This is a genomic window from Candidatus Syntrophocurvum alkaliphilum, assembly GCF_009734445.1.
Lineage (GTDB): Bacteria > Bacillota > Syntrophomonadia > Syntrophomonadales > Syntrophomonadaceae > Syntrophocurvum > Syntrophocurvum alkaliphilum.
Genome location: NZ_CP046457.1, coordinates 2,207,359 through 2,231,081, shown reverse-complemented (window position 1 = coordinate 2,231,081; position 23,723 = coordinate 2,207,359). Strand labels below are relative to the sequence as shown.

Below are 23,723 nucleotides of genomic sequence, written 5' to 3'. Positions count from 1 at the left end.
CACAATGCCATGATTTATGTCAATAGAATATCAGAGTATAGCAGAGATTTGGTCCCTGCTATACATCTATAAGTTGTCAATATTATAAAATATAGGCTAACAAGTCTTATTCTTTAATTCCAGTTACAACACCGGCTCCAACAGTTCTTCCACCTTCTCTAATAGCAAATCTTAGTCCTTCTTCAATTGCTATTGGGGTTATTAGGCTTATTGCCATTTGAATGTTGTCTCCTGGCATTACCATTTCTACTCCCTCAGGTAATTCACATATTCCTGTTACGTCTGTTGTTCTAAAGTAGAATTGTGGTCTGTATCCACTGAAAAACGGAGTATGTCTTCCTCCCTCTTCTTTGGTTAGTACATATACCTCAGCATCAAATTCGATTAATGGTTTGATGCTTCCTGGCTTTGCTAGTACTTGTCCTCTTTCTACTTCTTTTCTGTCTACTCCTCTTAGTAGTGTTCCTATGTTATCCCCTGCTTCTGCATAGTCAAGAAGCTTTCTAAACATTTCTACTCCAGTACATACTGTTTTTCTGATTTCTTCTTGCATTCCTATGATTTCTACTTCTTCTCCAGTTTTTATGGTTCCTCTTTCTACTCTTCCGGTTGTTACTGTTCCTCTTCCTGTTATTGTGAATACATCTTCTATTGGCATTAGGAATGGTTTGTCTGTTGCTCTTTCTGGTAATGGAATGTAGTCATCTACTGCATCCATTAGTTCCCATATCTTGCTACACCAATCACACTCTCTTGTTCCACATCCACATTCTAATGCTTTTAGAGCTGAACCTTTTATTATTGGTATATCGTCTCCAGGAAAATCGTATTCACTTAGTAGTTCTCTTATTTCCATTTCTACTAGTTCTAGTAACTCTTCATCATCTACCATGTCTACTTTGTTCATGAATACTACTATATTTTCTACTCCTACCTGATTTGATAAGAGAATATGTTCTCTAGTTTGTGGCATTGGTCCATCTGATGAGGATACCACTAATATGGAACCATCCATTTGTGCTGCTCCGGTTATCATGTTTTTTATGTAGTCAGCATGACCTGGACAGTCAACGTGCGCATAGTGTCTTCCTTCTGTTTGATATTCAACATGAGCTGTGTTGATGGTTATTCCTCTTTCTCTTTCTTCTGGTGCCTTATCAATTGAATCATATGATGCTGCTACTGCCCCACCTTCTGATGACAAACACAAGGTTATTGCTGCTGTTAAGGTAGTCTTTCCATGGTCTACGTGACCTATTGTTCCAACATTAAGATGAGGTTTCGTTCTTTCAAATTTTTCCTTTGCCATTTTCTACTCACCTTTCCCCTTTCTTGTTAAAGAATTGATGTTAGTTTTCATTATACTTTATTATTCTACCCAATATTGCATAAAAATAAAAGGAGTGAGATAAATTCCCACTCCTTAATTATTTTTTATTTATGGTAGCGGCGAAGGGATTTGAACCCCTGACACTACGGGTATGAACCGTATGCTCTAGCCAACTGAGCTACGCCGCCACATGGAGCCCATAACCGGACTTGAACCGGTGACCTTATCCTTACCAAGGATACGCTCTGCCGGCTGAGCTATATGGGCAATTATCCAGAAAATAAAATGGTTGCGGGAGCCGGACTTGAACCGGCAACCTTCGGGTTATGAGCCCGACGAGCTACCAACTGCTCCATCCCGCGACGAAATGGTGGAGGGAGAAGGATTCGAACCTTCGAAGGCTGAGCCAACAGATTTACAGTCTGCCCCCTTTGGCCGCTTGGGTATCCCTCCGTAATATGGAGCCGAGCACAGGACTTGAACCCGCAACCTGCTGATTACAAATCAGCTGCTCTACCTTTGAGCTAGCTCGGCTCAGCAAGTAATATTCTAAACCCTAGATTAATTAAAGTCAATAGCAAATTAAAGTTAATTTGTACTAAATCTCATTTCTATCTTCTAAGTACTTTTCAAGCTTCCTTTTTACTCTTTGTAAGGCATTATCAATAGACTTAACATGCCTTTTTAATTCAACAGCAATTTCTTGGTAAGACTTACCTTCCAAATACGCCATAAGTACTTTCCACTCTAGTGAACTTAGTATCTCACCCATCTTTTTTTCAATGAACACAAATTCTTCTCTACTAATAATTATTTCTTCAGGATTAGTAATTTTATTAGTAGAAAGTATATCCATTAATGTTCTATCAGATTCTTCATCATAGATAGGTTTATTTAATGATACATATGAGTTAAGTGGAATATGTTTTTGGCGAGTCGCAGTTTTTATTGCTGTAATGATTTGTCTAGTAATACACAACTCTGCAAACGCTCTAAATGAGGTAAGTTTGTCCACCTTATAATCACGAATTGCCTTAAAAAGACCTATCATGCCTTCTTGAATAATGTCTTCTTTATCAGCACCGATAAGAAAATAAGATCTAGCTTTTGCTCTAACAAAGTTTTTATATTTATCAACTAAATATTCTATTGCATACTGATCACCTTGCTGCGCTAGTTCAACTATTTCTTCATCAGACATTTCGACATATACAAGATAGATTTGTTTTGCAGCGATGGAATTTGGCATTCAATCGCCTCCATATAAATTATTATAATATCATTCCGCTGTCTGTTAACATAGTTAATTATAGCTACTGTTACATAGGTCGTCAAGATGTGTAACGATTAATAAAACTCCTTCATTTTCCTATCTTGTCCAATTTATTCTTTACAAAATATATTTCCTTCCAAAAACTATGTTTTTTTGAATCTTATAACAGCGTAAAACTAAGAAAGTTTTAGGTAGTTATAATGAACTATTTTTCATTTCTTCTAATTTTTTCAAGCTTGTCTAGTACATCTGACGATATAACTGTATCTATCCTCCATCCATTAATATTTTTTGCTATATGAGATTTAATTTCATGGTTTATTCGTTCAATTTGTTTTTTTAATTCTAACGCAGATATTCTATAAGCACCCTTAGAAAAAATCATTGTTTGTTCAGCCCAATCTGATGTAGCTACAAAAACTGGCATTTCATCTGGCCAGTTTTTATTAAATACCATCCTCTCAATTATATCATCAGCTGTCTCTTCTGAATTAGAAAATACTACTTCAACTTCTGAGGAATAATAAACTTTTTCTTGCCCCTTATTGCTTTGCCCATCAAATACAATATAAATTTTATAATTTAAGTAACCAGCATAATTAATCATTATGTCAATTAGTTTTTCTCTAGCTAATTCTAATGCTGAGTTTTTTAATTCGTTTAACTCTGACCATGAGTTTATTATATTATAACCATCAACTATTAGTACTGCTTTCATTTATTTCCTCATTTTTCTCATCTTGCCGCACTACTTCAAACACTAATAAAGCAGCAGCTATAGATGCGTTTAAAGAGTTTATTTTGCCTTTCATAGGAATTTTCACAAGCATATCACAGTTTTCCTTAATAAGACGCCTTATACCCTTGCCTTCAGATCCTATAACTATTGTTGCCGGTGTAGGAATGTCTGTTTGAAAAAAGTTATCTGATGCGGACATATCTGCACCAATAATCCACATCCCCTGCTCTTTTAAATATTTTATAATGTTCACTAAATTTTTTTCGCGAACTATATGTATATGTTCAACTGCTCCAGACGATGCTTTAGATACAGCGCTAGTAACTTCAGCTGAGTTATGACGCGGTATTACTATACCATGTACTCCGGCACATTCAGCCGTTCTAATTATTGATCCTAGATTTTGAGGATCTTCAATACTATCTAATATTATTATAAACGGTTTTTCACCTTTTAGGGCGGCTTTTTCTAAAACCTCTTCAATTTCTGAATACTCATAATTTTCAACTTGGGCTACAACACCTTGGTGATTAGTTATCGTATACATCTGATCAAGACGTTGTTTTTCAACAGTTTGAATATAAATTCCCCTCTTTTGCGCCAAGTTAATTAAGTCTTCTATTTTTTTCCCCGCTCGACCGTTTTGTATATATATTTTATGTATCTTTCTACCACCTTTAATTGCTTCCATGATGCTATTAACACCAGCAATCTTTTCCTTCATAAAAGCCTCCTACACTATTTAATTTTTAATTATGATTTCACTGCAAAAAAGCTAAACTTAGATATGGAATCGGCTGAGCAAAATGTTTATCACGCCACTCATCGGTCTTTACCTCCATTTTAGCTTAGCACTTATTATCTAAAATGATTTTTTATTTATACTTAGTTGTGATCTATACACCACGCCTTGCTACTTAAGGACTTAGATAAACATGTTTGCTCAGCCTTAAGCTTGTTTGTAGTTACTTTTTGCAGCAGAATCAAAATTCAAAATTCAAAATTATAATATTAGATTTGTAAACTTTTCTTTTACATGTTTTATGCTACCACAACTCATTTTACCCTCAGGGCATTTACCGTATGCATAACATGGGGGACCAGATTTGGCAAATAGAGTTGGGGAAACTTTGCGAACTAGCTTTAACATCTCTGTTGCTAAATCTCGTATTTCCCATTGAGCTCTACTGCAACATCTTAAATTGAAGAAATTGTTTAGACTACGAGCATTCATAGTTACAACCATTTTAGTTTCACAGGCATTAGGCAAAATAAAACGCGCATCTTCATTACCCTTTTTTTCAGCTTTTTTATCAGCTTCAATTGGATCAACTCCAGATGCTATTAATTCTTCTTTATGTTTATTTTTTAGTAACTCAGATAATTTAAGGTATGTTTTTTGGTCCTCTTCCATTGCTTTTATGTATAATTCCTTAGCTTCAGGCATATTTTCAATTTCGGGTGGAATTATGTATTCGAATTGCTTTTCATTTACATAACGTTGGGATCTTACACTATAACTAGCTAGCCTATGCCGTGTAATTTGTGCTAGTAGAGCTCTACTTACACCTGATATAGCAAATGTGTAGCTAACATGTTCTATTGGACTTTCATGGCCAATTGAATTTAACATAGAAATAAAGTTTGTAGTTTTATTCTCATCTAAGTCATCCATAATGTTTTCAACCCCAAATGATGCATAACAAAGCTTAGCAGCTGCTGCCACAAGCTTTTCTGGATTAGGGGTAAATTCAATAAGCTCAACTTTTAGTTGGGTTTTCAATGATTTTCACTCCATTTTTTATATGTAATAATGGGTTCTACTGCGAGAAGCTAAACTTAGGCTATGGAATCGGCTGAGCAAACATGTTTATCACACCGCTCATCGTTTCTTTATCTTCATTTTGGCTTAGCACTTATTATCTAAGGTGAATTTCATTTATACTTAACCGTAATCTATGCTCCACGCCTTGCTACTTAAGGACTTAGATAAACATGTTTGCTCGGCCTTATGTTTTTTGTAGTTACTTTTTGCAACAGAATCAAAATTATTATGTACTAATCAATAATATTCACAAAAGACAGACGCTGACCAAAAGTCCTCGTCTGTCTTTATATTAATAATTAATCACTTTCTAACACTTGATTTACTAGATAAGCAAGCCTTTGTTTATCGCCTTTTAAATAAAGATACCCTAAAAGAGCCTCAAAACCAGTACTCATTCTATAATCCATGTAATCAGCATGTTTTGGAGGTGTGCTTTTTGCATTGCGACCTCGTAGCACTATTTCTTTTTCATCTTCATTTAATTCGTCATATAGATATCTTACTGCTTTTGCTTGACTTTCGGCTTTAACATATTCAGTTGTATTTTTATGAATATTTTTAATTTTTCTATTGCCTTCTGCAACTAAATATGTTCTAACAAAAAGCTCAAAAACTGCATCACCAATATAAGCAAGTATTACCGGCGAATACTCTCTTAAGGTGAGTTCATCAACTTTATCATAAATTAGCAAGTTTAATTCTAACTCCTTCCCGGGTATCCTCTATTATTAAACCTTTTTCTTTTAGACCTTCCCTAATGAAATCTGCCATTTGGTACTGCTTTTTTTGCTTAAACTCTGTTCTTAAGTTAACAACATAATCCAAAATATCCTGTTCGTTAATGTTTTCTTCCAAGCGAAATCTAGTTTTTTCTGAAGTGTCTTCTATTTTCACTCCATTTTGAGAGAGAAAATCTCTTATTGAATCAGATAACGCATAATCTTTTTCTTTGCGAGCTAATTGTCTTAAGTCTAGTAGAACCTCTATTATTGAATCTATATTAGAATCAGTTTTTTCACTTTTTATAAATATATTTAAAACACTACCCATCTCTGTATAAGTTATATAAGCTTTTTTAGCTACACTTTGCTTTGATTTGTCATTTTTATCAGCCTTAGCAATAAAGCTATTTATAGAGTGAGACATTTCAAATAAATAACCTAGAGCTTTAGCAGTATTCAGATCATCATCCATTGCATTTATAAAATTGTCTTTTAATCCTTCTACTTCTTGTATGAATGCTTTGGACTCTTCGTCTAGTTCTGTATTTCCCGATATATCATCATTAACAAATTCATCAAGTAATGTTATGGTTGTTTTAAGCCTATTTAAAGCCTTGCGTGCTTCTTCAAGTTTTCCATCATCAAAATCTAATGGGCTACGATAATGGGTTGAAATAAGATAAAACCTTACAACATCAGCTGGATATTTATCTAATATTTCTCTTAAAATAAAGAAGTTACCTAAAGATTTAGACATTTTTTCTTTATTAACAGTGATAAACCCATTGTGCATCCAATAATTAACAAAGGGTTTTCCAGTTAATGCTTCTGATTGAGCAATTTCGTTTTCATGATGAGGAAAAATCAAGTCACTACCTCCACCATGTATATCAAATGTTTCACCCAAATATTTAGCTGCCATAACTGAGCACTCTATATGCCAACCAGGTCTACCTTTCCCCCAAGGACTATTCCATGAAAGCTCATCTGCTTTTGCTTTTTTCCAAAGTGCAAAATCAAAGGTTTCTTCTTTACGTTCATCTACTTCAACCCGAGTACCAGCCATCATTTCATCTAATGTTCGACCAGATAATTTTCCATATTCTTTAAAGTTTTTTACTCTAAAGTACACATCTCCATCTATTTCATAAGCATAGTTTTTTTCTATTAACTTACTTATAGCTTCAACAATGTCTTCTATATGATCACTTACACGCGGATGATAGTTAGCTCTTTTTATTCCAAGAGCATCAGCATCTTTGAAATATTCATCAATATATACCTCGGCTAATGTTAATGGTTCTGCACCTTCCTCATTTGCTCGATTTAAAATTTTATCATCTACATCCGTAAAGTTTTGTATATAAGTTACATTTTTTCCTTTATACTCAAGATAACGGCGTAATGTATCAAATACTACTAGTGGTCTAGCATTACCTAAATGGATGTAATTGTAGGTAGTTGGGCCACACACATACATCTTAACCTCATGCGGATTCAATGTTTGTAGCTTTTCTTTTCTTCCGTTTAACGTATTGTATACTTGCATTTTCTTCACCCTCCTGGTTTTCGTATTGCTGAATTTTTTCCTCAAGCTGTTCTATTCTTTCCTGCATCGCTGTTAAAGTATCAGCTATAGGATCGGGAAGCATATGATGTTCTAGGTCAACTTCAATTTTATCATCTTCTAACTTAGCTCCATCCCTAACTACCATCCTGCCCGGAACACCAACTATTGTTGAATTAGGCGGAACACTCTTTAATACTACAGATCCTGCACCTACTTTAACATTATCTCCCACAGTAAAAGATCCTAATACCTTAGCTCCTGCACTTATTGTAACATTGTTACCAATAGTTGGGTGACGTTTTCCTTTATCTTTTCCTGTACCCCCTAAGGTAACTCCTTGATACAAGGTGACATTATCACCTATTTCACTAGTTTCTCCAATTACTATTCCACTCCCATGGTCAATAAATAAACCCTTACCTATTCTTGCCCCTGGATGTATCTCGATCCCAGTTAAAAAGCGGTTAATATGCGAAATAAATCTAGCAATAAAAAATAGGTTTCTTCTATAGAAAAAATGAGCTATGCGATGAAAGATAATAGCATGAAACCCAGGGTAGCAAAATATTACTTCCCAAATACTTCTCACAGCCGGATCTCTTTCGAAAATCACATCAATTTCCCTTCTTAAGGTTGAAAACATCAGGATCCCTCCTATATAAATATAAAAAACCCTTCGCCTCTTCAGAGACGAAAGGGTACTTCCGCGGTTCCACTCTGCTTGAATGTATTTAATACATTCCTGCTTTATCATTAATAACGGCTTCTCAACCGAATATGCCTACTATTTTCAGCACATCTGCTCCTAGGCGCATTTTCAGCGACTTCATACTTAAAAAGGCTTTCAGCCGGTGACCTTTTCTCTCTGTTAGCGATCGGCGCTTACTTCTCCTATTCTCAGCATTTTTATATTAGAATTTGTTCTTATTATATGCACCTATATAATAATGTGTCAACTATATCCTAAATTTTCATTAAAGTATTATCTATCCTTCTTAAGGTCTCTTCTGTGCCCCAAATTAGTATAAGATAAGGAAGGTCTGGTCCTTTTGTTTTCCCTGTCAGTGCACATCTTATAGGCATAAATACATTTTTCGGCTTTAGTTTCGTTTGTTTTACTATACTTTTTAAGTACTTAGCTACTTCATCAACAGTACTAGGTTCAGAATAGTTTTCCTTAAAGGCTTGTAAGACAAGTTTAACATCATCTCCATTTAGAACCTCTAAAGCATCATCAGTATAATCAATGTCATCAAAAACAATACCGGCATGAGTAGTTATATCACTTAAACATACTAAGTAATCTTTTAGTGCATCTATAAGTAAGGTAATTGAATTATTATCAAGTTTATTAACACTTTCTTGGTATTTACTGTTTTCAAGATAAGGTTTTAACAATGGCAATAGTTCTTCATTGCTTTTGCTTTTTATGTACTGCTGGTTTAACCAGTTTAGTTTTTCCATATTAAAAATTGCTGGGCTTTTAGATACTCTATTGAGATTAAAACCTGATATTATTTCGTCTTGGGTTAATATTTCTTCTTCGCCTAAAGGTGACCAACCTAACAAAGCTAAAAAGTTAAATAAAGCCTCTGGCAAATAGCCTTCTTCTCGGTATTGAATAAGCGAAGTAGCTCCATGTCTTTTACTCATTTTTTGTTTATCTTCACCTAGTATTAAAGAAATATGAGCAAAAGCTGGTGATTTAGCTCCCAAAGCATCATAAACCATCAGTTGTCTAGGCGTATTTGATAAGTGCTCTTCTGCCCTAATAATATGTGTAATTTTCATTAGCATATCGTCAATAACAACTGCAAAGTTATATGTAGGAATTCCATCTGATTTAACTATTATAAAGTCTCCAATTTCATTACTATCAAAGGTGACCTCGCCCCTAACTAAATCTTCTACAGCAAAAACCCTGTTTTCAGGCACCCTTAGTCTTATACTAGGCTTTATACCTTGTTTTATTTTTTCTTCGCGCTCTTGTGGTGTGAGGTTTAAGCATTTCCTAGAATATTTTACATGACCAGATTCTAGCATTGATTGCCTCTCTTGTTCTAACTCCTCTTGAGTACAAAAACACGGATACGCTTTACCGTCTGAGATAAGTTTTTCTGTATATTGTTTATAGATTTCTAAGCGGTCTGTCTGGCGATATGGGCCATAGTCTCCTCCCACATCTATACCTTCATCCCAAGATAAACCTAACCATTTTAGTGATTGAATTATCTCATCCTCATATTCCTTTTTAGATCTTTCTAAATCAGTATCTTCAATGCGTATTATTAGTTTACCATTAAGGTTTCTAGCAAATAGGTAGTTGAATAATGCTGATCTCGCTCCACCTATATGTAGTGGTCCAGTCGGACTTGGTGCAAATCTTACTCTATATTCGAACAATATTTGTTCCCTCCCTAAATGATGCAATACAGGTTAATATACCCGTTTATTATAACACTTATTTATTTTAATCTTCAAACAGATTGAACTTATCCTCTTTTAAATCTTTACTATGGTATATAAATAATCACTTATATTTTAGCAATACTGCTGCTTGAGCTGAAATACCTTCCTGCTTTCCTTCAAATCCTAATTCTTCAGTTGTTGTTGCCTTTATGTTTATTAGATCTGATTTTATGTTAAGGGCTTGAGTTATGTTTTTTTGCATTTCATCAATATAATTAGCTAGTTTTGGCTTTTGAGCTACTATAGTACAATCTATATTTGCTATTTTATATCCTTTATCTTTAATTAACTGCTCAACGTGTTTTAGTAAAATAATACTGCTAATTCCTCGATAAGCTTCATTGGTATCAGGAAAATGTTTACCTATATCTCCTAAAGCTGCTGCCCCTAGCAGTGCATCACATATAGCATGTATTAAAACATCAGCATCGGAGTGCCCTAATAACCCCATTTCATGAGGAATTTGAACACCACCTAAAATAAGCTTTCTCCCTTCAACTAATCTATGAACATCATATCCAATCCCAATGCGCATAATCTCTCCCCCTTCGGATAATTCTTAATTTTAAATTTTGGTTTCACTGCGAAAAGCTAATCTTAGACTATAAAACCGGCTGAGCAAACATGTTTATCACGCCACTCATCGACTTTATATCTATTAGCTTAGTACTTTGAAATTTTATTTATACTTTGACGTAATCATTCACCACGTCTTGCCATTTAAGGACTTAGATAAACATGTTTGCTCAACCTTAAGTTTTTTTGTAGTTACTTTTGCAGCAGAATCAAAAAATTATAAAAAGCCTGCAACCATAATTACGACGACAAGAGCATCAGTAGTACCCGAAGGGTGTATGTTAGTCTGTTAAGTCTGTGTCTATTTTCTTTAAATATAATTCCGCTAATTGTATGTCCTCTGGTGTTGTTATTTTTATATTGGTATAGTCAGATTCTACTAGTTTTACTCTACCTATATATTTTTCATATAGACTAGCATCATCTGTGCCAAAAGAATTATTTTTATAAGCCTTTTCATATGCTTTAATTATTTGTTCTAGCTTAAACACTTGTGGTGTTTGTATAGATGCGATAGTTGCACGGTTTAAGGTTTCTTTCACAAAACCATCACCATCTATTGATTTAAGTGTATCTTTAGGTTTTGTATAAGGAATTGCAGCTCCCCATTTATCAGCTTCAGACACAAGCTTCTCTATTAAACTAGGCATTAAAAGTGGCCGTGCTCCGTCATGCACAGCCACTTTTTTTAAACTTTTAAAAATTTTATTAAGACCACTCCAAACAGAGTCATGTCTTTCTTTGCCACCTTCAACAATATTAGTAATTTTTTTATACCCGTATTTTTCTACTATCTCTTTTTTACAATAATTAATATCATTTGGATTTACTACTAATATAATTTGTTTAACTATATCTAGTTGATCAAAAACATCTATTGTGTATGAAAGTACAGGATGAGAACTTATTTGCATGTATTGCTTATTTATACTGCTTTTCATTCTTGTACCTGTGCCTGCGGCTGCAATAACAACCCCCAGGTCTTTATCCATATAAATTCACCTCTTGCACGTCCTGCAAACCAACATCTACATCTTTTGTAGTTGTTTCTTCTTTTATTTTTCGAGTGAAAATCATCCTACCTGCTGCTGTTTGAAAAACACTAGTAACAATTACCTCTAAATCTTTACCAATATCACTTTGAGCTTCTTCTACAACAACCATTGTACCATCTTCTAGGTATCCAATACCCTGCCCGACTTCCTTGCCTTCTTTTATAATGTTAATTTGCATGTTTTCACCAGGATAAACTATAACTTTAACTGCATTAGTTAGCTCATTTATATTTAACACTTTTATGCCTTGTAACTGTGCAACTTTGTTTAAGTTATAGTCATTTGTCACAATACTTCCATTAATTTGCTTGCATAGACGAATTAGTTTTTTATCAACTTCTTTTTCTTCTATATCATTTCCTTCCATTAACCTAATTTTTATTTCCGGATGTTTTTGCATCTTAGCTAATAGCTCTAATCCTCTTCGCCCTTTATTTCTTCTGATATTATCTGAAGAATCAGCAATATGTTGTAGTTCCTCTATTACAAATGTCGGTACAACTAATTCACCTTCTAAGAAATTGCTTAAGCAAACATCGTAAATACGCCCATCAATAATTGCACTAGTATCAAGAACTTTATGCTTAGTTCTTTGAGGTTTATCTGGTTCAATTTTTTTAGACTTAATAGGTAACAAGCCTATAACTTCCGGCGCTCTACGAACACCTAATTTCAAACCTAAAAAGCCACAAAACAAAAATGTACAAAATGTAAGAAAACCACCTATTCCACTAATCATTGATAGAGGATAGCTACTTAATAAACCTACCAATACCCCTACTAATAAACCACTAGTACCTCCTAACATTACTTCAATAGATATGTTGTCAATGAATTGATTAAATTTGTTCATTCCTAAACGTATAACCTTACCCAACCAACCAAATGTTATGTAAAAGAGACTAGTAGATAAAATACCAAGAACCATCTGCCAAATTATACCTAAATTTAAGTACATTGATAAAATATAGACAGACCAAATACCAAAAATAATTGCACTAACAAATAGTATTTTAGAAAAATTATCTTTTTTGTGCATAATTTCACCTCCACTATATATTGTGGTTTTCATAAGGTAATATTATACATGTTTGTGAAAAAATAATAGGAATGATTTGGCAAAAATATACTGTTGTGAATTGTTTCGCAACCCCAAAAGATGGGGGCTGTTAGTTTTTGAGTTTTTTTCGTTGAATTGACAAGGAAGTAAAATAGAAGATATAATAATATAAATTGATAGCAAAAAGGAGGTTTCTCCTCTTTATGAAAGACCTTATATGTGATGAATTTCAAAATGTAGTATCAGATTTACTTATCCGTCACCACAGTATCTTAGATGTCCTATCCAAGTTATCCGAGGCTAACTGTAGAGTTAACCGAGCTGTAACTAAAGCCGTAACAGATTGTGGATGTATATCAATACATGCTGAAAAGCTACAAATACCAGAAAATATTGGTTCCATTACTGAACTTCGTTCTTGCCTAGATAATCACTTAAGAGGTGACTTATGCCCTAATTGTCAAGATGTTATTTATAATGAGCTAGGTAAGCTCGTGTTTTATTCAGCAGCACTTTGTAATGCAATTGATATAAGCCTCTACGATGTATTTATTAAAGAATACAAAAAAGCCTCTGCTTTAGGCGTATATAATATGACTTAGTAGATAAAATAAAAAACCGCTTCTTTTAGGAAGCGGTTTTTTTAACCCATATATTCTAGTAATAATTGTTCACGCATTCTTTTTAATCCATTCTTTATTGAACGAGCTCTAACCTCTCCTATACCCTCAACTTCATCTAATTCTTCTATACTAGCATTTAAGATATCAGCCAGTAAGTTAAAACGATTAACAAGATTTTCAATAATAGGTAAAGGAATACGCGGTAGCTTTTGTAGCATTCTATATCCGCGAGGGGAAACATGGTTATCTAAATGACTATTAGCACTACCTATTTGTAATATTTTGGCTATAAATACCGAATCAGATACATCTTCTTCAAATGCTTTTAACATATTATCTAACAATTCTCTAGCATCTTTTTCCGGATTATTATTGTAATCTTGAACAATAAATAAAGCTTCATCTTCAACATTTGATATCATTTCATCTAGTTGCATTTTAACCAAGCGGCCTTCTGAACCTAGTTCTAAAATAAAATTTTCTATTTCTTGAGCAATTAAAAGAACCCTAATAGAACGTCTTAATATCTCGCAAACCTCGGATATTGTCACCATATTTTCGAATTCAAGTCCACCTAAACGTTGAAGCTCCCTTCCCAACACATGTCGGTATTTTTCTAATGTTTGTAATGCTTGATTTGCTTTTACTAGTATTGTTGGGACATCTCTAAGACGGAAAGAACTATTTCCTTGATATAATGTAACAACTTTACGACGTTGGGAAACAGCAACCACCAATTCATCAGTTTGTTTTGCTACTCTTTCAGCTGTGCGATGTCTTATTCCTGTTTCATTAGATGGTAAATTAGTATCAGGATCAAGTTGAGCATTAGCAATAAGTATCCTCGATGCATCGCGATTGGTTATAAGAGCCCCATCCATTTTTGCCAGTTCATAAAGACGCGCAGGGGAAAACTCACAGTCTATATAAAAACCACCACTTACTAGTTTCATCACTTTTGGTGAATCACCTACAACTATGAGACCTCCAGTATTGGCTTGTAAGATATTTTCTATTGCAAGTCTAAATATAGTACCTGGGGCAAGCATTTGTAAAAATTGACGGAATTCGGAACGATATATGTCATCCATTATTGTCCCTCCAGAATTTTATGTATTAAATCATCTATATTATTTATTTGTATTATATTAAGCTTTTTCTCAATCTCTTTATTTAAAGAAGATGAAATTGGCATTACAACAGTATTAAACCCTAGCTTTTGTATTTCCTTTAATCTTAATTCAACAGAAGGAACAGATCGAATATCTCCTGACAACCCTAGTTCTCCTATAAAAACAGTCCCTGGTGATAATGGTTCATCTCTATAACTAGATATAATAGCAGCCGCTAGCCCAAGATCAATAGATGGATCTTTTAAAAATACTCCACCCGTAATTTTTATATATACATCATACATTGCCAAATTTATTCCTGCTCTCTTCTCTAAGACTGCTATTATTAGAGCAAGCCTATTTTGATCAATTCCAGAAGTCATGCGCCTAGGATATCCTTGTCCTGTAGGAGTAACTAAAGCTTGGGCTTCAATTAAAAGAGGTCTGCTACCTTCAAAGCTAGCAACAACTGACGTACCACTAGCATTACTATCTGAATCACTTAAAAAAAAATATGATGGATTTTCAACTTCTACTAAACCTTGGCTTCTCATTTCCATTAATCCTATTTCATCTGTTGAACCAAAGCGATTCTTAACTCCTCTTAACAATCGAAACGCGAAATTTTTTTCACCTTCAAAGTAAATTACTACATCTACCATATGTTCTAACACTTTAGGTCCTGCAATAACACCATCTTTTGTAATATGCCCCACTACAAAAAAAGCTTTTTCTTGAGATTTTGCAATCTCCATTATTTTAGCAGTACATTCTCTAAGCTGCGATACACTCCCGGGTATAGAGGAAATGTTTTCAGAATATACCGTTTGTATAGAATCTATAATAATTAGATCTGGATTTATATCTTCTAAGTATAGTTCTAGTAATTCTATATTTTGTTCATTTAATAAATATATGTTTTTATTGTTAATATTAAGCCGTAACGACCTTAATCTTATTTGTTTAAGAGCTTCTTCTCCAGATAAATATAATACTTTTTTATTTTGTTTGCCAATGGAATCTGCAACTTGCAATAATATTGTTGATTTCCCTATGCCTGGATCACCACCAATTAAAACTAAAGAACCTGGTACAATCCCTCCACCAAGGACCCTGTCAAGTTCTCCAATTCCACTAGCAACTCTTAAAACATCTTCATTGGTTATATTAGTTAAGGGGATTGCATCAACTTTTTTTGTTATATTTGTACTTTTTTTAGACACATTTTCTTCAAGCAGAGTATTCCAGTTATTACAGCTAGGACATTTACCTAGCCATTTTATATTTACATATCCACATTCACTGCATACATATTTATTACTAGTTTTCCCCATAATACACTCCTTTAAAATAATTATAATACTTATTACCGGAAAAGTTTATAAATATTTTGCTAAGTTTTTTAAAATAAACTTCAAAACGTAATTTTGCTACAAAAAGTAACTAAAAAACTTAAGGCTGAGCTTGTCTTTTCACAGTGAAGCCAAACAGTATACTTTTATAAAAATAAAAACAAGAGAGATCTTCGTCAAGAATTTCTCTCTTGTCTGATTTATAGGTTAATCTACTCACCTTTTTGAGCTACTATTTCACCATCTTTTGCATCAATTACTACTTTATCACCAGGCGCAAAGGTGTTTTTTAATATTTCCTCTGATATAGTATCTTCAACCAGTTTTTGTAAAGCCCTCTTTAGGGGACGAGCTCCAAAAGATGGGTCATAACCCTCTTTCATTATTAATTCACTTGCTGCTTCTGTTATTTCTAGTTCATAGCCATTTTCTTTAATGCGTTGACTTAAATCCTTAATTAACAAATTAACAATCTCTTTTAATTCTTCTTCAGATAAGCTTTGGAATACTATAAGCTCATCAACTCTGTTTAAAAACTCTGGTCTAAATGTATGCTTCATATGATCCATTACTCTTTGCTTCATTTTATCATAATTTTGTGCTTCATCTATAGCTCGATTAAACCCTACTGTTTTATCCCTTTGTATAGATTCAGCACCAACATTAGATGTCATAATTACAATGGTATTTCTAAAATCAACCGTCCTACCATGACCATCGGTAAGTCTTCCATCTTCTAGTACCTGTAATAAAATATTAAAAACATCTGGATGAGCCTTTTCAATTTCATCAAGCAATATTACAGAATAAGGCTTTCTTCTAACTTTTTCTGTTAATTGTCCACCTTCATCATAACCAACATAACCTGGTGGAGAACCTATCATTCTAGAAACTGCGTGTTTTTCCATATATTCTGACATATCTAGTCTTATAATAGCATCTTCACTACCAAACATTGCATCTGCTAATGCTCTAGCAAGCTCCGTCTTCCCCACTCCAGTGGGACCTAGGAATACAAAAGATCCTATTGGCCTTTTCGGATTTTTCAACCCTGCCCTAGCTCTTCTAACCGCCCTAGCTACAGATTTTACTGCTTCATCTTGACCAATTAATCGCTGGTGCAATACTTCCTCTAGATTTACAAGTTTTTCCCCTTCTTCAGCAGCTATTTTACTTACAGGTACTCCAGTCCAGTTAGAAACTATCACTGCAATTTCTTCTTCTCCTACAGCCCCTGACTCAACACTTCGTTTACTTGCCCATTCTTTCCTTTCCTGCAGCAGCTCATCTTTTACTTTTTGCTCTTCATCTCTTAGTCTTGCTGCTTTTTCATATTCCTGAGCATTAATAGCTTCTTCCTTTTCTTTAATAATTTCCTCCAAATTTTCTTGTTTATCTTTCAATTCCTGTGGCAATATATATTTTTCTAATCTTACTTTAGAAGATGCTTCATCAATTAAATCAATCGCTTTATCTGGGAGAAAACGATCAGTTATATACCTCGCTGAAAGCTTTACCGCTGCCTCAAGAGCACTATCACTTATTTTTACACTATGATGAGCCTCATATCTATCCCTTAATCCTTTTAAAATTTCAATACTTTCCTCTACACTTGGTTCATCAACTGTGATCGGCTGAAAGCGCCTTTCTAAGGCTGCATCTTTTTCTACATATTTTCTATACTCATTTAGGGTAGTTGCTCCAACACATTGAAATTCTCCCCTTGCTAGTGAAGGCTTCAATATATTAGCCGCATCTATTGCACCTTCTGCAGCTCCTGCACCCACAAGAGTATGCAACTCATCTATGAAAACGATAATATCGCCGGCCGATTTGATTTCATTAACTATCTTAGTTAGTCTATCCTCAAACTCACCTCTATATTTAGTTCCAGCTATCATTGAGGAAAGATCAAGAGCAACCACTCTTTTGTCAAGTAATATTTCTGGTACTACACTTTCTACAATTCTTTGAGCTAGGCCTTCTACAATAGCAGTTTTACCTACCCCCGGATCACCTATTAATACTGGGTTGTTTTTAGTACGACGAGATAATACCTGTACTACTCTTTCAATTTCAAAATCTCTCCCAATAACTGGATCGAGTCTACCTTCTTTAGCATCATTGGTTAAATCTCTACTAAAACTATCTAAAGTAGGGGTCTTGCTTTTGCCTTTTCTTTTACTACCAGTCTGTTGTGTTTGTTGAATCGGTTTTGGTTCTCCAGTAGGCTCATTCCCCATAGAGCTTTGGTTGTCATTACCTAATAAAAGCATAACTTGCTCTCTCACTTCATCAAGCTTAACACCCATAGTTATCAAAGCCTGACCAGCTACACCTTCTTCCTCTCTTATTAATGCAAGTAGCAAATGTTCAGTTCCTACGTAATTAACTCCTTGAATTCTAGCTTCATCAAATGCAAGATTAAAAACCTTTTTTGCCCTTGGAGTAATTGGTAAGTCTCCAGCTGCCTCCTCTAAATTTTCTCCATTTTGACCTATTAATTTTTTTACTTCCTGTCTAACTTTTTCTAAATCAATACCTAAACTAAGTAACGCTTTTGCTCCTACACCTTCTCCCTCACGTAAGAGGCCTAGAAGAATATGCTCCGTTCCAATTGCAGGATGATTTAATTCTTTTGCTTCTTCTTGAGCATGTATAACAGCATTCCTAGCACGCTGAGTAAATTTCCTAAACATAATATCATCGCCTCCTTTATTTACTTTGTATTCTCATATTCAAGTTTTTCCTTAATAACTTCGGCCCGCTTTAGGTCTCGATCTGATTCGGCCATTTCCATCCCAGCTTTTTTTTGCAAATGAGCTGGCCTAATTGCTACTATTAATTCATTTAATGCAAAGCGATTTATTTCACCAATAATTCCTAAATCAACCCCCAACCTGACATCAGACAATAACATTAATGCCTCACTTGAACTAATTACCTTTGCATTAGTAAGAATCCCATAGGAGCGCCCTATTTTATCCTCTAATTGATGCTTCATTTGACCCTTTAGTTGCTCCCTCATCACTTTTTCTTGTTCTTCAATTTGTTTACATACCGTTGTTAAATGATGTGCAATTTCTTCTTCTGATTGCCCTAAAGTTATTTGATTTGATAATTGATAAAAATTACCTAATGCTTCAGTCCCTTCACCATATATTCCTCTAACTATCATGCCAAACTGACCTATATTATGAAAAATTCGATTAATATGTCCTCCAATGGTTAAAGCGGGCAAATGAAGCATAACTGATGCTCGCATACCTGTACCCACATTGGTCGGACAAGAAGTCAAATAGCCTATTCGATCGTCAAATGCATAATCAATGCTTTTTTCAAGCTGATCATCTATAGTCTGAACTCTTTTATAACTTTCATCTAATTGCAGTCCCGGCAATAAGCACTGTGTTCTTATGTGATCTTCTTCGTTTACCATTATCGCTACTGAACCATCATTATTTACTAATAAGCCCCTATGTGAAGTGTTATGTTGAATATGATTAGGACTAGTTAAATGTTTTTCCATAAGTACCTGTCTATCTAATAACGGGAGTTGATCAAAAGTTATCAAATCAAAATCTATAAATGAACTTTTGTTTTCACCTTCTACTGCTTTTTTTAAGCTGTCAATTAAATTTTTTCCTTTTTCTTCATTTATTACATGAGGAAAGGGTAATAAACGTAAATTTCTCGCTAAGCGGACTCTGCTGCTAACTACTATATCTGATTTATTATCACTACTATCCATCCAACGAACAAACGTACTATTAATTAAATCACTTATACTCATCAGCACCCCTCCTACTCTAGTTCTTTTTCTAAATCTTTAATGGAATCCCTAATTTCAGCAGCTTTTTCATACTCCTCATTAGTAATTGCTTTTTGTAAATTTGACTTCAAGCGGTCAATTTTTTTTTGAATTAAAACTTTTTCTCCACCGCGAGCTGGAATTTTCCCAACATGCTTGCTATTTCCATGTATTCTTCTTAATGTATGAGCTAATTGTTGTTCAAAAACACTATAGCATTCACTACATCCTAATCTTCCATGTTTTTGTATATCTACTAAACTAACATTGCAATTATCGCAGTTGTTTTTTTGATTTGGTAAAGCTTTTAAATCAGATACATTATGTGTAGATCCAAAAAAACCACTAAGCAAATTCTGAACTGATAGCTGATGATCGTCAGGATTAAATAAAAATCCTCCTTTTTTAGCTGCACATTTTTCACATAAGTGGTTCTCAGTTTTTTCACCATTTATCATCTGGGTAAGATGTACAGTTGCTACATTTTTTTTGCACTCCTCACAATACATTGCAAAACCTCCTTTTGCTAGTAAATTTGGTCTTAACAAAGGGTTTACATTATTTCTGTTTTTTAAAATTATGCTTACAATATCCCTCAATTCCTTCAATAAGGTTTCTAGTTAATTTATTTTTTGTTTCTTGGTCTTGGTCTTTTAGTATATAAACTGCTATGTGCTTAATTAGTTCAGCTTCTTTTTCAGTTAACAACTCTTCTACTAATAGTTTTTCTATATTATGAATCAGTTCTTTAATGTCGATATCTTGCTCTTCTGCTTTAATAAAATGAGTTATCCTTACAAAACCTTTTCCACCACGCCTGCTCTCAATATAATATCCTTCTTTTTCTGTAAAACGAGTACCCAAAACATAAGAAACTTGTGATGGTACGCAGTTAAATGTTTCAGAAAGCTCAGAACGTTGAATCTCTATTTGATTATTGCCACTTCGTTCAATAAGTACTTTTATATATTGTTCTATTCGGTCAGCTAGGCTTCTTTTCATTGCTCCCTCTCCTTTGACCTTTGTTGACCTTTAGTTATATTTTATATATAGAGTGTTTTCTTTTCAAGGGGTTAAATTGTTTGTTTTTTTAAAATATTTGACTATTGTTCACCATAACACTCTCTTTCTAGTTTTTCCAAAAAATTTTTTTATAAACTAATGATCTAATATTGATTCTGCTGCAAAAAGTAACTACAAAAAATTTAAGGCTGAGTAAACATGTTTACTCAGCCGATTCCATAGTCTAAGTTTAGCTTTTCGCAGTGAAACCATACTTTAATTAACAACTGTTAGTTTTTATTCCCAAAGTATTTCTATGTTACTTCCATCATAAATTGGAGTAGTAAACCCTGCAAGATTTCCGTCTACTTTTAAAACTAACTTTCCAGTGCTATTAGGTTTTATATCTATTACCTTAAATATATCGCTAAGTATAGCTGGAGTTTGGTTTTTTTCTATGCTTATGTTTATCCCGCTAAACAGCTCCTTATCTAGTGGCACAGGGTTGCCTTCAACACTAGCACTGATCAAGCTTCCCTCTATATTTACTTCTTCGCCATTCACAGTCACTAAAATCTCGATAGTCTCGTTATCAATATTTAAAACATCCTTAATAGTTGGTTTTTCATTAATTAGCTGATATTCAATAACTGCACCAAAGGATATTGTTTCATTTAGTTGTACTTCTTTTCCATCTACCTTAACTTTTATTGGAATCCACCTTAATATCATTTCTTGCTCGTTAATATAGTACTTAAACATGGTTTCTTGTAAATACTCTGAAGGCACATTAGCTTTGTTTAAGATATAATCTAAGGTATTTCTACGATGATACTCTACTTTTGCTCTATCTGATATTTCATCTTCTAAGGTAACATTCTTACCATCAATTGTTATTTTAGGTTCTAACTGAATTTTTTCACCATTTACATAAACATAACCTGTTTCACCAGGGGTTAAATCCTGAACTTTTAAAATTGCATCTTTCCCATCAGTTCCTTTAGTGAATTCAATGATATCACCATTTTTCACTAATGTGTCTAGTGATGCAGTTTTATTATTGACCTTTAAAACTGGAGGAGTACCTATTTCACCTTTTATCACTTTTAGATTTCCATTAATTTCAATTGTTTTTCCCATACCCGGTTTGCCGTAAATATTGTTAAGTGAAATTCCTGAACTTAGCAATGCTAGTGCTACGTCTATTTCACCTGTGTTCCACAAAACCACTTCTTTATTGTTTACAGTAACTTTAACAAATTGTACAGGGGGCTTTTCTATAGAGTTATAAGCAATACCTAAAGGAGTAACCCCTTTAGGTCCATTTAAAAAATCGAATTCCCCTATTATGTTTTTGAATGTTTGACGAGCTCTAATCCCCACACGATTTTTAGGTAATCCAGTTGTTTCTGCAAGAGAATCAGTAAACGTAGGAATCAAACTCCCTCCACCAATACATAAAATAGCATCGGGCGCTTTTTGGTTTAAACTTAGTATCTGACCAGTTATGTTAGTAGTTAAATCTGCAATTATAGACTGGAGATTGTTTATTATTTCAGATGAAGTTATTGTTATTTCATTTTCAATAATATCAGTAAAGGTAATTTCTTCTTTGTCTGATAACTCACATTTAAGAATTTCAGCAGAATTAAAATCTAATAGGTACTCTGTAGCTATATGCTCTGTTAGTTCATCTCCACCTATAGGCACCATAGCATAAGAATATACATTTCCAGATTTAACTATAGCAATATCTGATGTTCCTGCACCCACATCAACCAGTGCTAAGTTTAAAAGTCTCATGTTTTTTGGAATTGCTATTGACAATGCTGCTATAGGCTCTAGTGTTAAGCTATATATATCTAAATTAGCTTTGTTAAGGGCTGATATAAGACTATCAACAACAACTCGAGGTAAAAATGTTGCAACAACTTCTACTGAAGCACTATTACCTATATGACCTACTAGGTTTGTAATTTCTTGACCTTCGAGAAAGTAACGAATTACACTATATCCTACGCAAAAATACACAGAACTTTCGTCATAACCCCCTTTTTCTTGGGCAAGATTATATTGTGCCTTTTGGACAGCCTCTAATTCTAATGCTCTAACCTCTTCAGATATAATTTCCCCTGTAACATCTCGATTAATAGTTGCATTTCCAGTAGCAGTCTTTAATGCTCGACCTGCAGCTGCAACTGCAGCTGATTCAAGTTTGATATTTAAACTATCTTCTAATGCTTTTTTTATTTTGCTAATTGTTTCTGCAACTGCTTTGACATCGTGTATCTGTCCATCAATCATTGCTCGAGAGCTATGTTCTATCATTTTTGCATCTAATATTTCAAAGGTGTCTTCTTCAACTTTTCTCATAACTAATCCTGCAACTTTTCTTGTTCCTATATCGAGTGCAAATATGCTATTACTATCCAAATAATCCCCTCCCTAATGATTACCTTTACTTATATATTTATCCTTTAATACTGCAAGAGCAAATTTGGGTAAATCTAGTTGCCTTGTTAAACGGCTGGGCTCTGACAGTAATCTATATAACCACTCTATATTTAGTTTAATCATTAGTTCTGGTGCACGTTTTTTGTTACCTGATATTACATCAAAGCTACCACCTACACCAATACATATGGGAACCTCCATCTTATCTTTATATTTATTTATGAAGTATTCTTGTTTTGGAGCTCCCAAAGCAATAAAAATTATATCCGGTCTATGATGCTTTACATTTTTAATTACTCTACTAATGTCGCTTTCATTAAAATATCCATCTTGGGTACCACATATTTGTATTTCGGGGTAAAGCTCCTTCATCTTATGGCTAGCTTGTTCCGCTACCCCTGGTGCTGCACCTAGTAGATATAACTTCCAGTCTTTTTTTTCTGCTTGAGCACATAATGCATATACTAAATCAATACCTGTAACCCTTTCTTTAATTGGATAGCCTAGTTGTTTAGCAGCCCACACAATTCCTATACCATCAGGTGTTACTAAATCTACATTGTTTATGATCTCACAAAGCTTTCTTTCTTTGGATGCTTGATATGCTATTTCACCATTTAATGTTATAATATGTTTCGGCGTACCTTCTTCTATGTAATCATTTATTTTTTGAATTGTATCCTGCAATGTAACTATATCAACATTACATCCTAGAATGTTTGCTTTATTTTGCATAATTTCACCCAT

General features: G+C 33.9%; 21 protein-coding genes, 5 tRNA genes and 1 other annotated feature. Of the genes, 1 reads left to right on the top strand and 25 read right to left on the bottom strand.

The features are described from left to right. Nucleotides 1-106: 106 nt before the first annotated feature. The 17 genes from tuf to SYNTR_RS10705 form a co-directional block, all read right to left on the bottom strand. Nucleotides 107-1,309: an elongation factor Tu gene (tuf, locus tag SYNTR_RS10785; protein ID WP_156204511.1), complete on the bottom strand. Its 1,203-nt coding sequence runs from the start codon at nt 1,307-1,309 to the stop codon at nt 107-109. A 132-nt stretch (nt 1,310-1,441) separates the two neighbouring features. After that, nucleotides 1,442-1,518 (bottom strand) — tRNA-Met (locus SYNTR_RS10780). Nucleotides 1,519-1,521: 3 nt separating this feature from the next. Beyond that, nucleotides 1,522-1,597, bottom strand: a tRNA-Thr gene (locus tag SYNTR_RS10775). A 19-nt stretch (nt 1,598-1,616) separates the two neighbouring features. Further along, nucleotides 1,617-1,692 (bottom strand) — tRNA-Met (locus tag SYNTR_RS10770). A gap of 6 nt (nt 1,693-1,698) precedes the next feature. Further along, a tRNA-Tyr gene (locus tag SYNTR_RS10765) sits at nt 1,699-1,783 on the bottom strand. 6 nt (nt 1,784-1,789) lie between these two features. After that, nucleotides 1,790-1,864, bottom strand: a tRNA-Thr gene (locus SYNTR_RS10760). Nucleotides 1,865-1,928: 64 nt separating this feature from the next. Next, entirely contained in the window at nt 1,929-2,579 is a 651-nt protein-coding gene (sigH, locus tag SYNTR_RS10755) for an RNA polymerase sporulation sigma factor SigH (protein ID WP_156204510.1), read from the bottom strand. Nucleotides 2,580-2,808: 229 nt separating this feature from the next. Then, a complete protein-coding gene (locus SYNTR_RS10750) occupies nt 2,809-3,321 on the bottom strand; it encodes an NYN domain-containing protein (protein ID WP_156204509.1) in 513 nt (170 codons plus the stop codon). Further along, a complete protein-coding gene (gene rlmB / locus SYNTR_RS10745) occupies nt 3,299-4,066 on the bottom strand; it encodes a 23S rRNA (guanosine(2251)-2'-O)-methyltransferase RlmB (protein ID WP_156204508.1) in 768 nt (255 codons plus the stop codon). Before rlmB ends, SYNTR_RS10750 begins: the two co-directional genes overlap by 23 nt. 279 nt (nt 4,067-4,345) lie before the next feature. Then, nucleotides 4,346-5,125 carry an FAD-dependent thymidylate synthase gene (thyX, locus tag SYNTR_RS10740; protein WP_156204507.1) on the bottom strand — a complete coding sequence of 260 codons (780 nt, stop codon included), beginning with the start codon at nt 5,123-5,125 and terminating at the stop codon, nt 4,346-4,348. A 341-nt stretch (nt 5,126-5,466) separates the two neighbouring features. Then, nucleotides 5,467-5,862: a Mini-ribonuclease 3 gene (locus SYNTR_RS10735; RefSeq protein ID WP_243140193.1), complete on the bottom strand. Its 396-nt coding sequence runs from the start codon at nt 5,860-5,862 to the stop codon at nt 5,467-5,469. Continuing rightward, nucleotides 5,849-7,441, bottom strand: a complete 1,593-nt coding sequence (gene cysS / locus SYNTR_RS10730) for a cysteine--tRNA ligase (protein ID WP_156204506.1) — start codon at nt 7,439-7,441, stop codon at nt 5,849-5,851. The genes SYNTR_RS10735 and cysS overlap by 14 nt, the downstream gene beginning before the upstream one ends. Continuing rightward, nucleotides 7,380-8,105, bottom strand: a complete 726-nt coding sequence (cysE, locus tag SYNTR_RS10725) for a serine O-acetyltransferase (protein ID WP_156204505.1) — start codon at nt 8,103-8,105, stop codon at nt 7,380-7,382. The genes cysS and cysE overlap by 62 nt, the downstream gene beginning before the upstream one ends. Nucleotides 8,106-8,145: 40 nt before the next feature. Next, nucleotides 8,146-8,370, bottom strand: a binding site (T-box leader). A 55-nt stretch (nt 8,371-8,425) separates the two neighbouring features. After that, on the bottom strand, nt 8,426-9,865 hold the full coding sequence (gltX, locus tag SYNTR_RS10720; RefSeq protein ID WP_156204504.1) for a glutamate--tRNA ligase: 1,440 nt from the start codon (nt 9,863-9,865) through the stop codon (nt 8,426-8,428). Nucleotides 9,866-9,992: 127 nt separating this feature from the next. Next, complete coding sequence (gene ispF / locus SYNTR_RS10715; protein WP_156204503.1) at nt 9,993-10,466, bottom strand: 2-C-methyl-D-erythritol 2,4-cyclodiphosphate synthase; 474 nt, start codon at nt 10,464-10,466, stop codon at nt 9,993-9,995. 322 nt (nt 10,467-10,788) lie between these two features. Then, nucleotides 10,789-11,499 (bottom strand): 2-C-methyl-D-erythritol 4-phosphate cytidylyltransferase, encoded by a 711-nt coding sequence (ispD, locus tag SYNTR_RS10710; protein WP_156204502.1) that lies wholly within the window; start codon nt 11,497-11,499, stop codon nt 10,789-10,791. Beyond that, the gene (locus SYNTR_RS10705; RefSeq protein ID WP_197079118.1) at nt 11,492-12,601 is read right to left on the bottom strand and encodes a PIN/TRAM domain-containing protein; all 1,110 of its coding nucleotides are present in this window, start codon (nt 12,599-12,601) and stop codon (nt 11,492-11,494) included. The genes ispD and SYNTR_RS10705 overlap by 8 nt, the downstream gene beginning before the upstream one ends. A 224-nt stretch (nt 12,602-12,825) precedes the next feature. Between SYNTR_RS10705 and SYNTR_RS10700 the strand changes: the two genes are divergently transcribed. Continuing rightward, nucleotides 12,826-13,224, top strand: a complete 399-nt coding sequence (locus tag SYNTR_RS10700) for a nucleoside triphosphate pyrophosphohydrolase family protein (RefSeq protein WP_156204500.1) — start codon at nt 12,826-12,828, stop codon at nt 13,222-13,224. Between the two features lie 41 nt (nt 13,225-13,265). Here the strand turns inward: SYNTR_RS10700 and disA are convergent, their stop codons facing one another. The 8 genes from disA to SYNTR_RS10660 form a co-directional block, all read right to left on the bottom strand. Then, the gene (gene disA / locus SYNTR_RS10695; RefSeq protein ID WP_156204499.1) at nt 13,266-14,336 is read right to left on the bottom strand and encodes a DNA integrity scanning diadenylate cyclase DisA; all 1,071 of its coding nucleotides are present in this window, start codon (nt 14,334-14,336) and stop codon (nt 13,266-13,268) included. Next, nucleotides 14,336-15,691 carry a DNA repair protein RadA gene (radA, locus tag SYNTR_RS10690; protein WP_156204498.1) on the bottom strand — a complete coding sequence of 452 codons (1,356 nt, stop codon included), beginning with the start codon at nt 15,689-15,691 and terminating at the stop codon, nt 14,336-14,338. The genes disA and radA overlap by 1 nt, the downstream gene beginning before the upstream one ends. Before the next feature lie 230 nt (nt 15,692-15,921). Next, the gene (locus SYNTR_RS10685; RefSeq protein ID WP_197079117.1) at nt 15,922-18,408 is read right to left on the bottom strand and encodes an ATP-dependent Clp protease ATP-binding subunit; all 2,487 of its coding nucleotides are present in this window, start codon (nt 18,406-18,408) and stop codon (nt 15,922-15,924) included. A gap of 20 nt (nt 18,409-18,428) precedes the next feature. Beyond that, nucleotides 18,429-19,502, bottom strand: a complete 1,074-nt coding sequence (locus SYNTR_RS10680; RefSeq protein ID WP_156204496.1) for a protein arginine kinase — start codon at nt 19,500-19,502, stop codon at nt 18,429-18,431. An 11-nt stretch (nt 19,503-19,513) separates the two neighbouring features. Continuing rightward, a complete protein-coding gene (locus SYNTR_RS10675) occupies nt 19,514-20,029 on the bottom strand; it encodes a UvrB/UvrC motif-containing protein (protein ID WP_156204495.1) in 516 nt (171 codons plus the stop codon). A gap of 49 nt (nt 20,030-20,078) precedes the next feature. Beyond that, a complete protein-coding gene (locus SYNTR_RS10670; protein WP_156204494.1) occupies nt 20,079-20,522 on the bottom strand; it encodes a CtsR family transcriptional regulator in 444 nt (147 codons plus the stop codon). A gap of 297 nt (nt 20,523-20,819) precedes the next feature. Continuing rightward, the gene (locus SYNTR_RS10665; protein WP_156204493.1) at nt 20,820-22,955 is read right to left on the bottom strand and encodes a cell division protein FtsA; all 2,136 of its coding nucleotides are present in this window, start codon (nt 22,953-22,955) and stop codon (nt 20,820-20,822) included. A gap of 12 nt (nt 22,956-22,967) precedes the next feature. Beyond that, on the bottom strand, nt 22,968-23,711 hold the full coding sequence (locus SYNTR_RS10660; RefSeq protein ID WP_243140192.1) for a WecB/TagA/CpsF family glycosyltransferase: 744 nt from the start codon (nt 23,709-23,711) through the stop codon (nt 22,968-22,970). Between the last annotated feature and the right edge of the window lie 12 nt (nt 23,712-23,723).

Excerpts from the sequence above, each read along its gene's own strand:
- tuf (WP_156204511.1), bottom strand. The coding sequence starts at position 1,309 with ATGGCAAAGGAAAAATTTGAAAGAACGAAACCTCATCTTAATGTTGGA.
- sigH (WP_156204510.1), bottom strand. The coding sequence starts at position 2,579 with ATGCCAAATTCCATCGCTGCAAAACAAATCTATCTTGTATATGTCGAA.
- SYNTR_RS10750 (WP_156204509.1), bottom strand. The coding sequence starts at position 3,321 with ATGAAAGCAGTACTAATAGTTGATGGTTATAATATAATAAACTCATGG.
- rlmB (WP_156204508.1), bottom strand. The coding sequence starts at position 4,066 with ATGAAGGAAAAGATTGCTGGTGTTAATAGCATCATGGAAGCAATTAAA.
- cysS (WP_156204506.1), bottom strand. The coding sequence starts at position 7,441 with ATGCAAGTATACAATACGTTAAACGGAAGAAAAGAAAAGCTACAAACA.
- cysE (WP_156204505.1), bottom strand. The coding sequence starts at position 8,105 with ATGTTTTCAACCTTAAGAAGGGAAATTGATGTGATTTTCGAAAGAGAT.
- ispF (WP_156204503.1), bottom strand. The coding sequence starts at position 10,466 with ATGCGCATTGGGATTGGATATGATGTTCATAGATTAGTTGAAGGGAGA.
- ispD (WP_156204502.1), bottom strand. The coding sequence starts at position 11,499 with ATGGATAAAGACCTGGGGGTTGTTATTGCAGCCGCAGGCACAGGTACA.
- SYNTR_RS10705 (WP_197079118.1), bottom strand. The coding sequence starts at position 12,601 with ATGCACAAAAAAGATAATTTTTCTAAAATACTATTTGTTAGTGCAATT.
- SYNTR_RS10700 (WP_156204500.1), top strand. The coding sequence starts at position 12,826 with ATGAAAGACCTTATATGTGATGAATTTCAAAATGTAGTATCAGATTTA.
- disA (WP_156204499.1), bottom strand. The coding sequence starts at position 14,336 with ATGGATGACATATATCGTTCCGAATTCCGTCAATTTTTACAAATGCTT.
- radA (WP_156204498.1), bottom strand. The coding sequence starts at position 15,691 with ATGGGGAAAACTAGTAATAAATATGTATGCAGTGAATGTGGATATGTA.
- SYNTR_RS10685 (WP_197079117.1), bottom strand. The coding sequence starts at position 18,408 with ATGTTTAGGAAATTTACTCAGCGTGCTAGGAATGCTGTTATACATGCT.
- SYNTR_RS10680 (WP_156204496.1), bottom strand. The coding sequence starts at position 19,502 with ATGAGTATAAGTGATTTAATTAATAGTACGTTTGTTCGTTGGATGGAT.
- SYNTR_RS10675 (WP_156204495.1), bottom strand. The coding sequence starts at position 20,029 with ATGTATTGTGAGGAGTGCAAAAAAAATGTAGCAACTGTACATCTTACC.
- SYNTR_RS10670 (WP_156204494.1), bottom strand. The coding sequence starts at position 20,522 with ATGAAAAGAAGCCTAGCTGACCGAATAGAACAATATATAAAAGTACTT.
- SYNTR_RS10660 (WP_243140192.1), bottom strand. The coding sequence starts at position 23,711 with ATGCAAAATAAAGCAAACATTCTAGGATGTAATGTTGATATAGTTACA.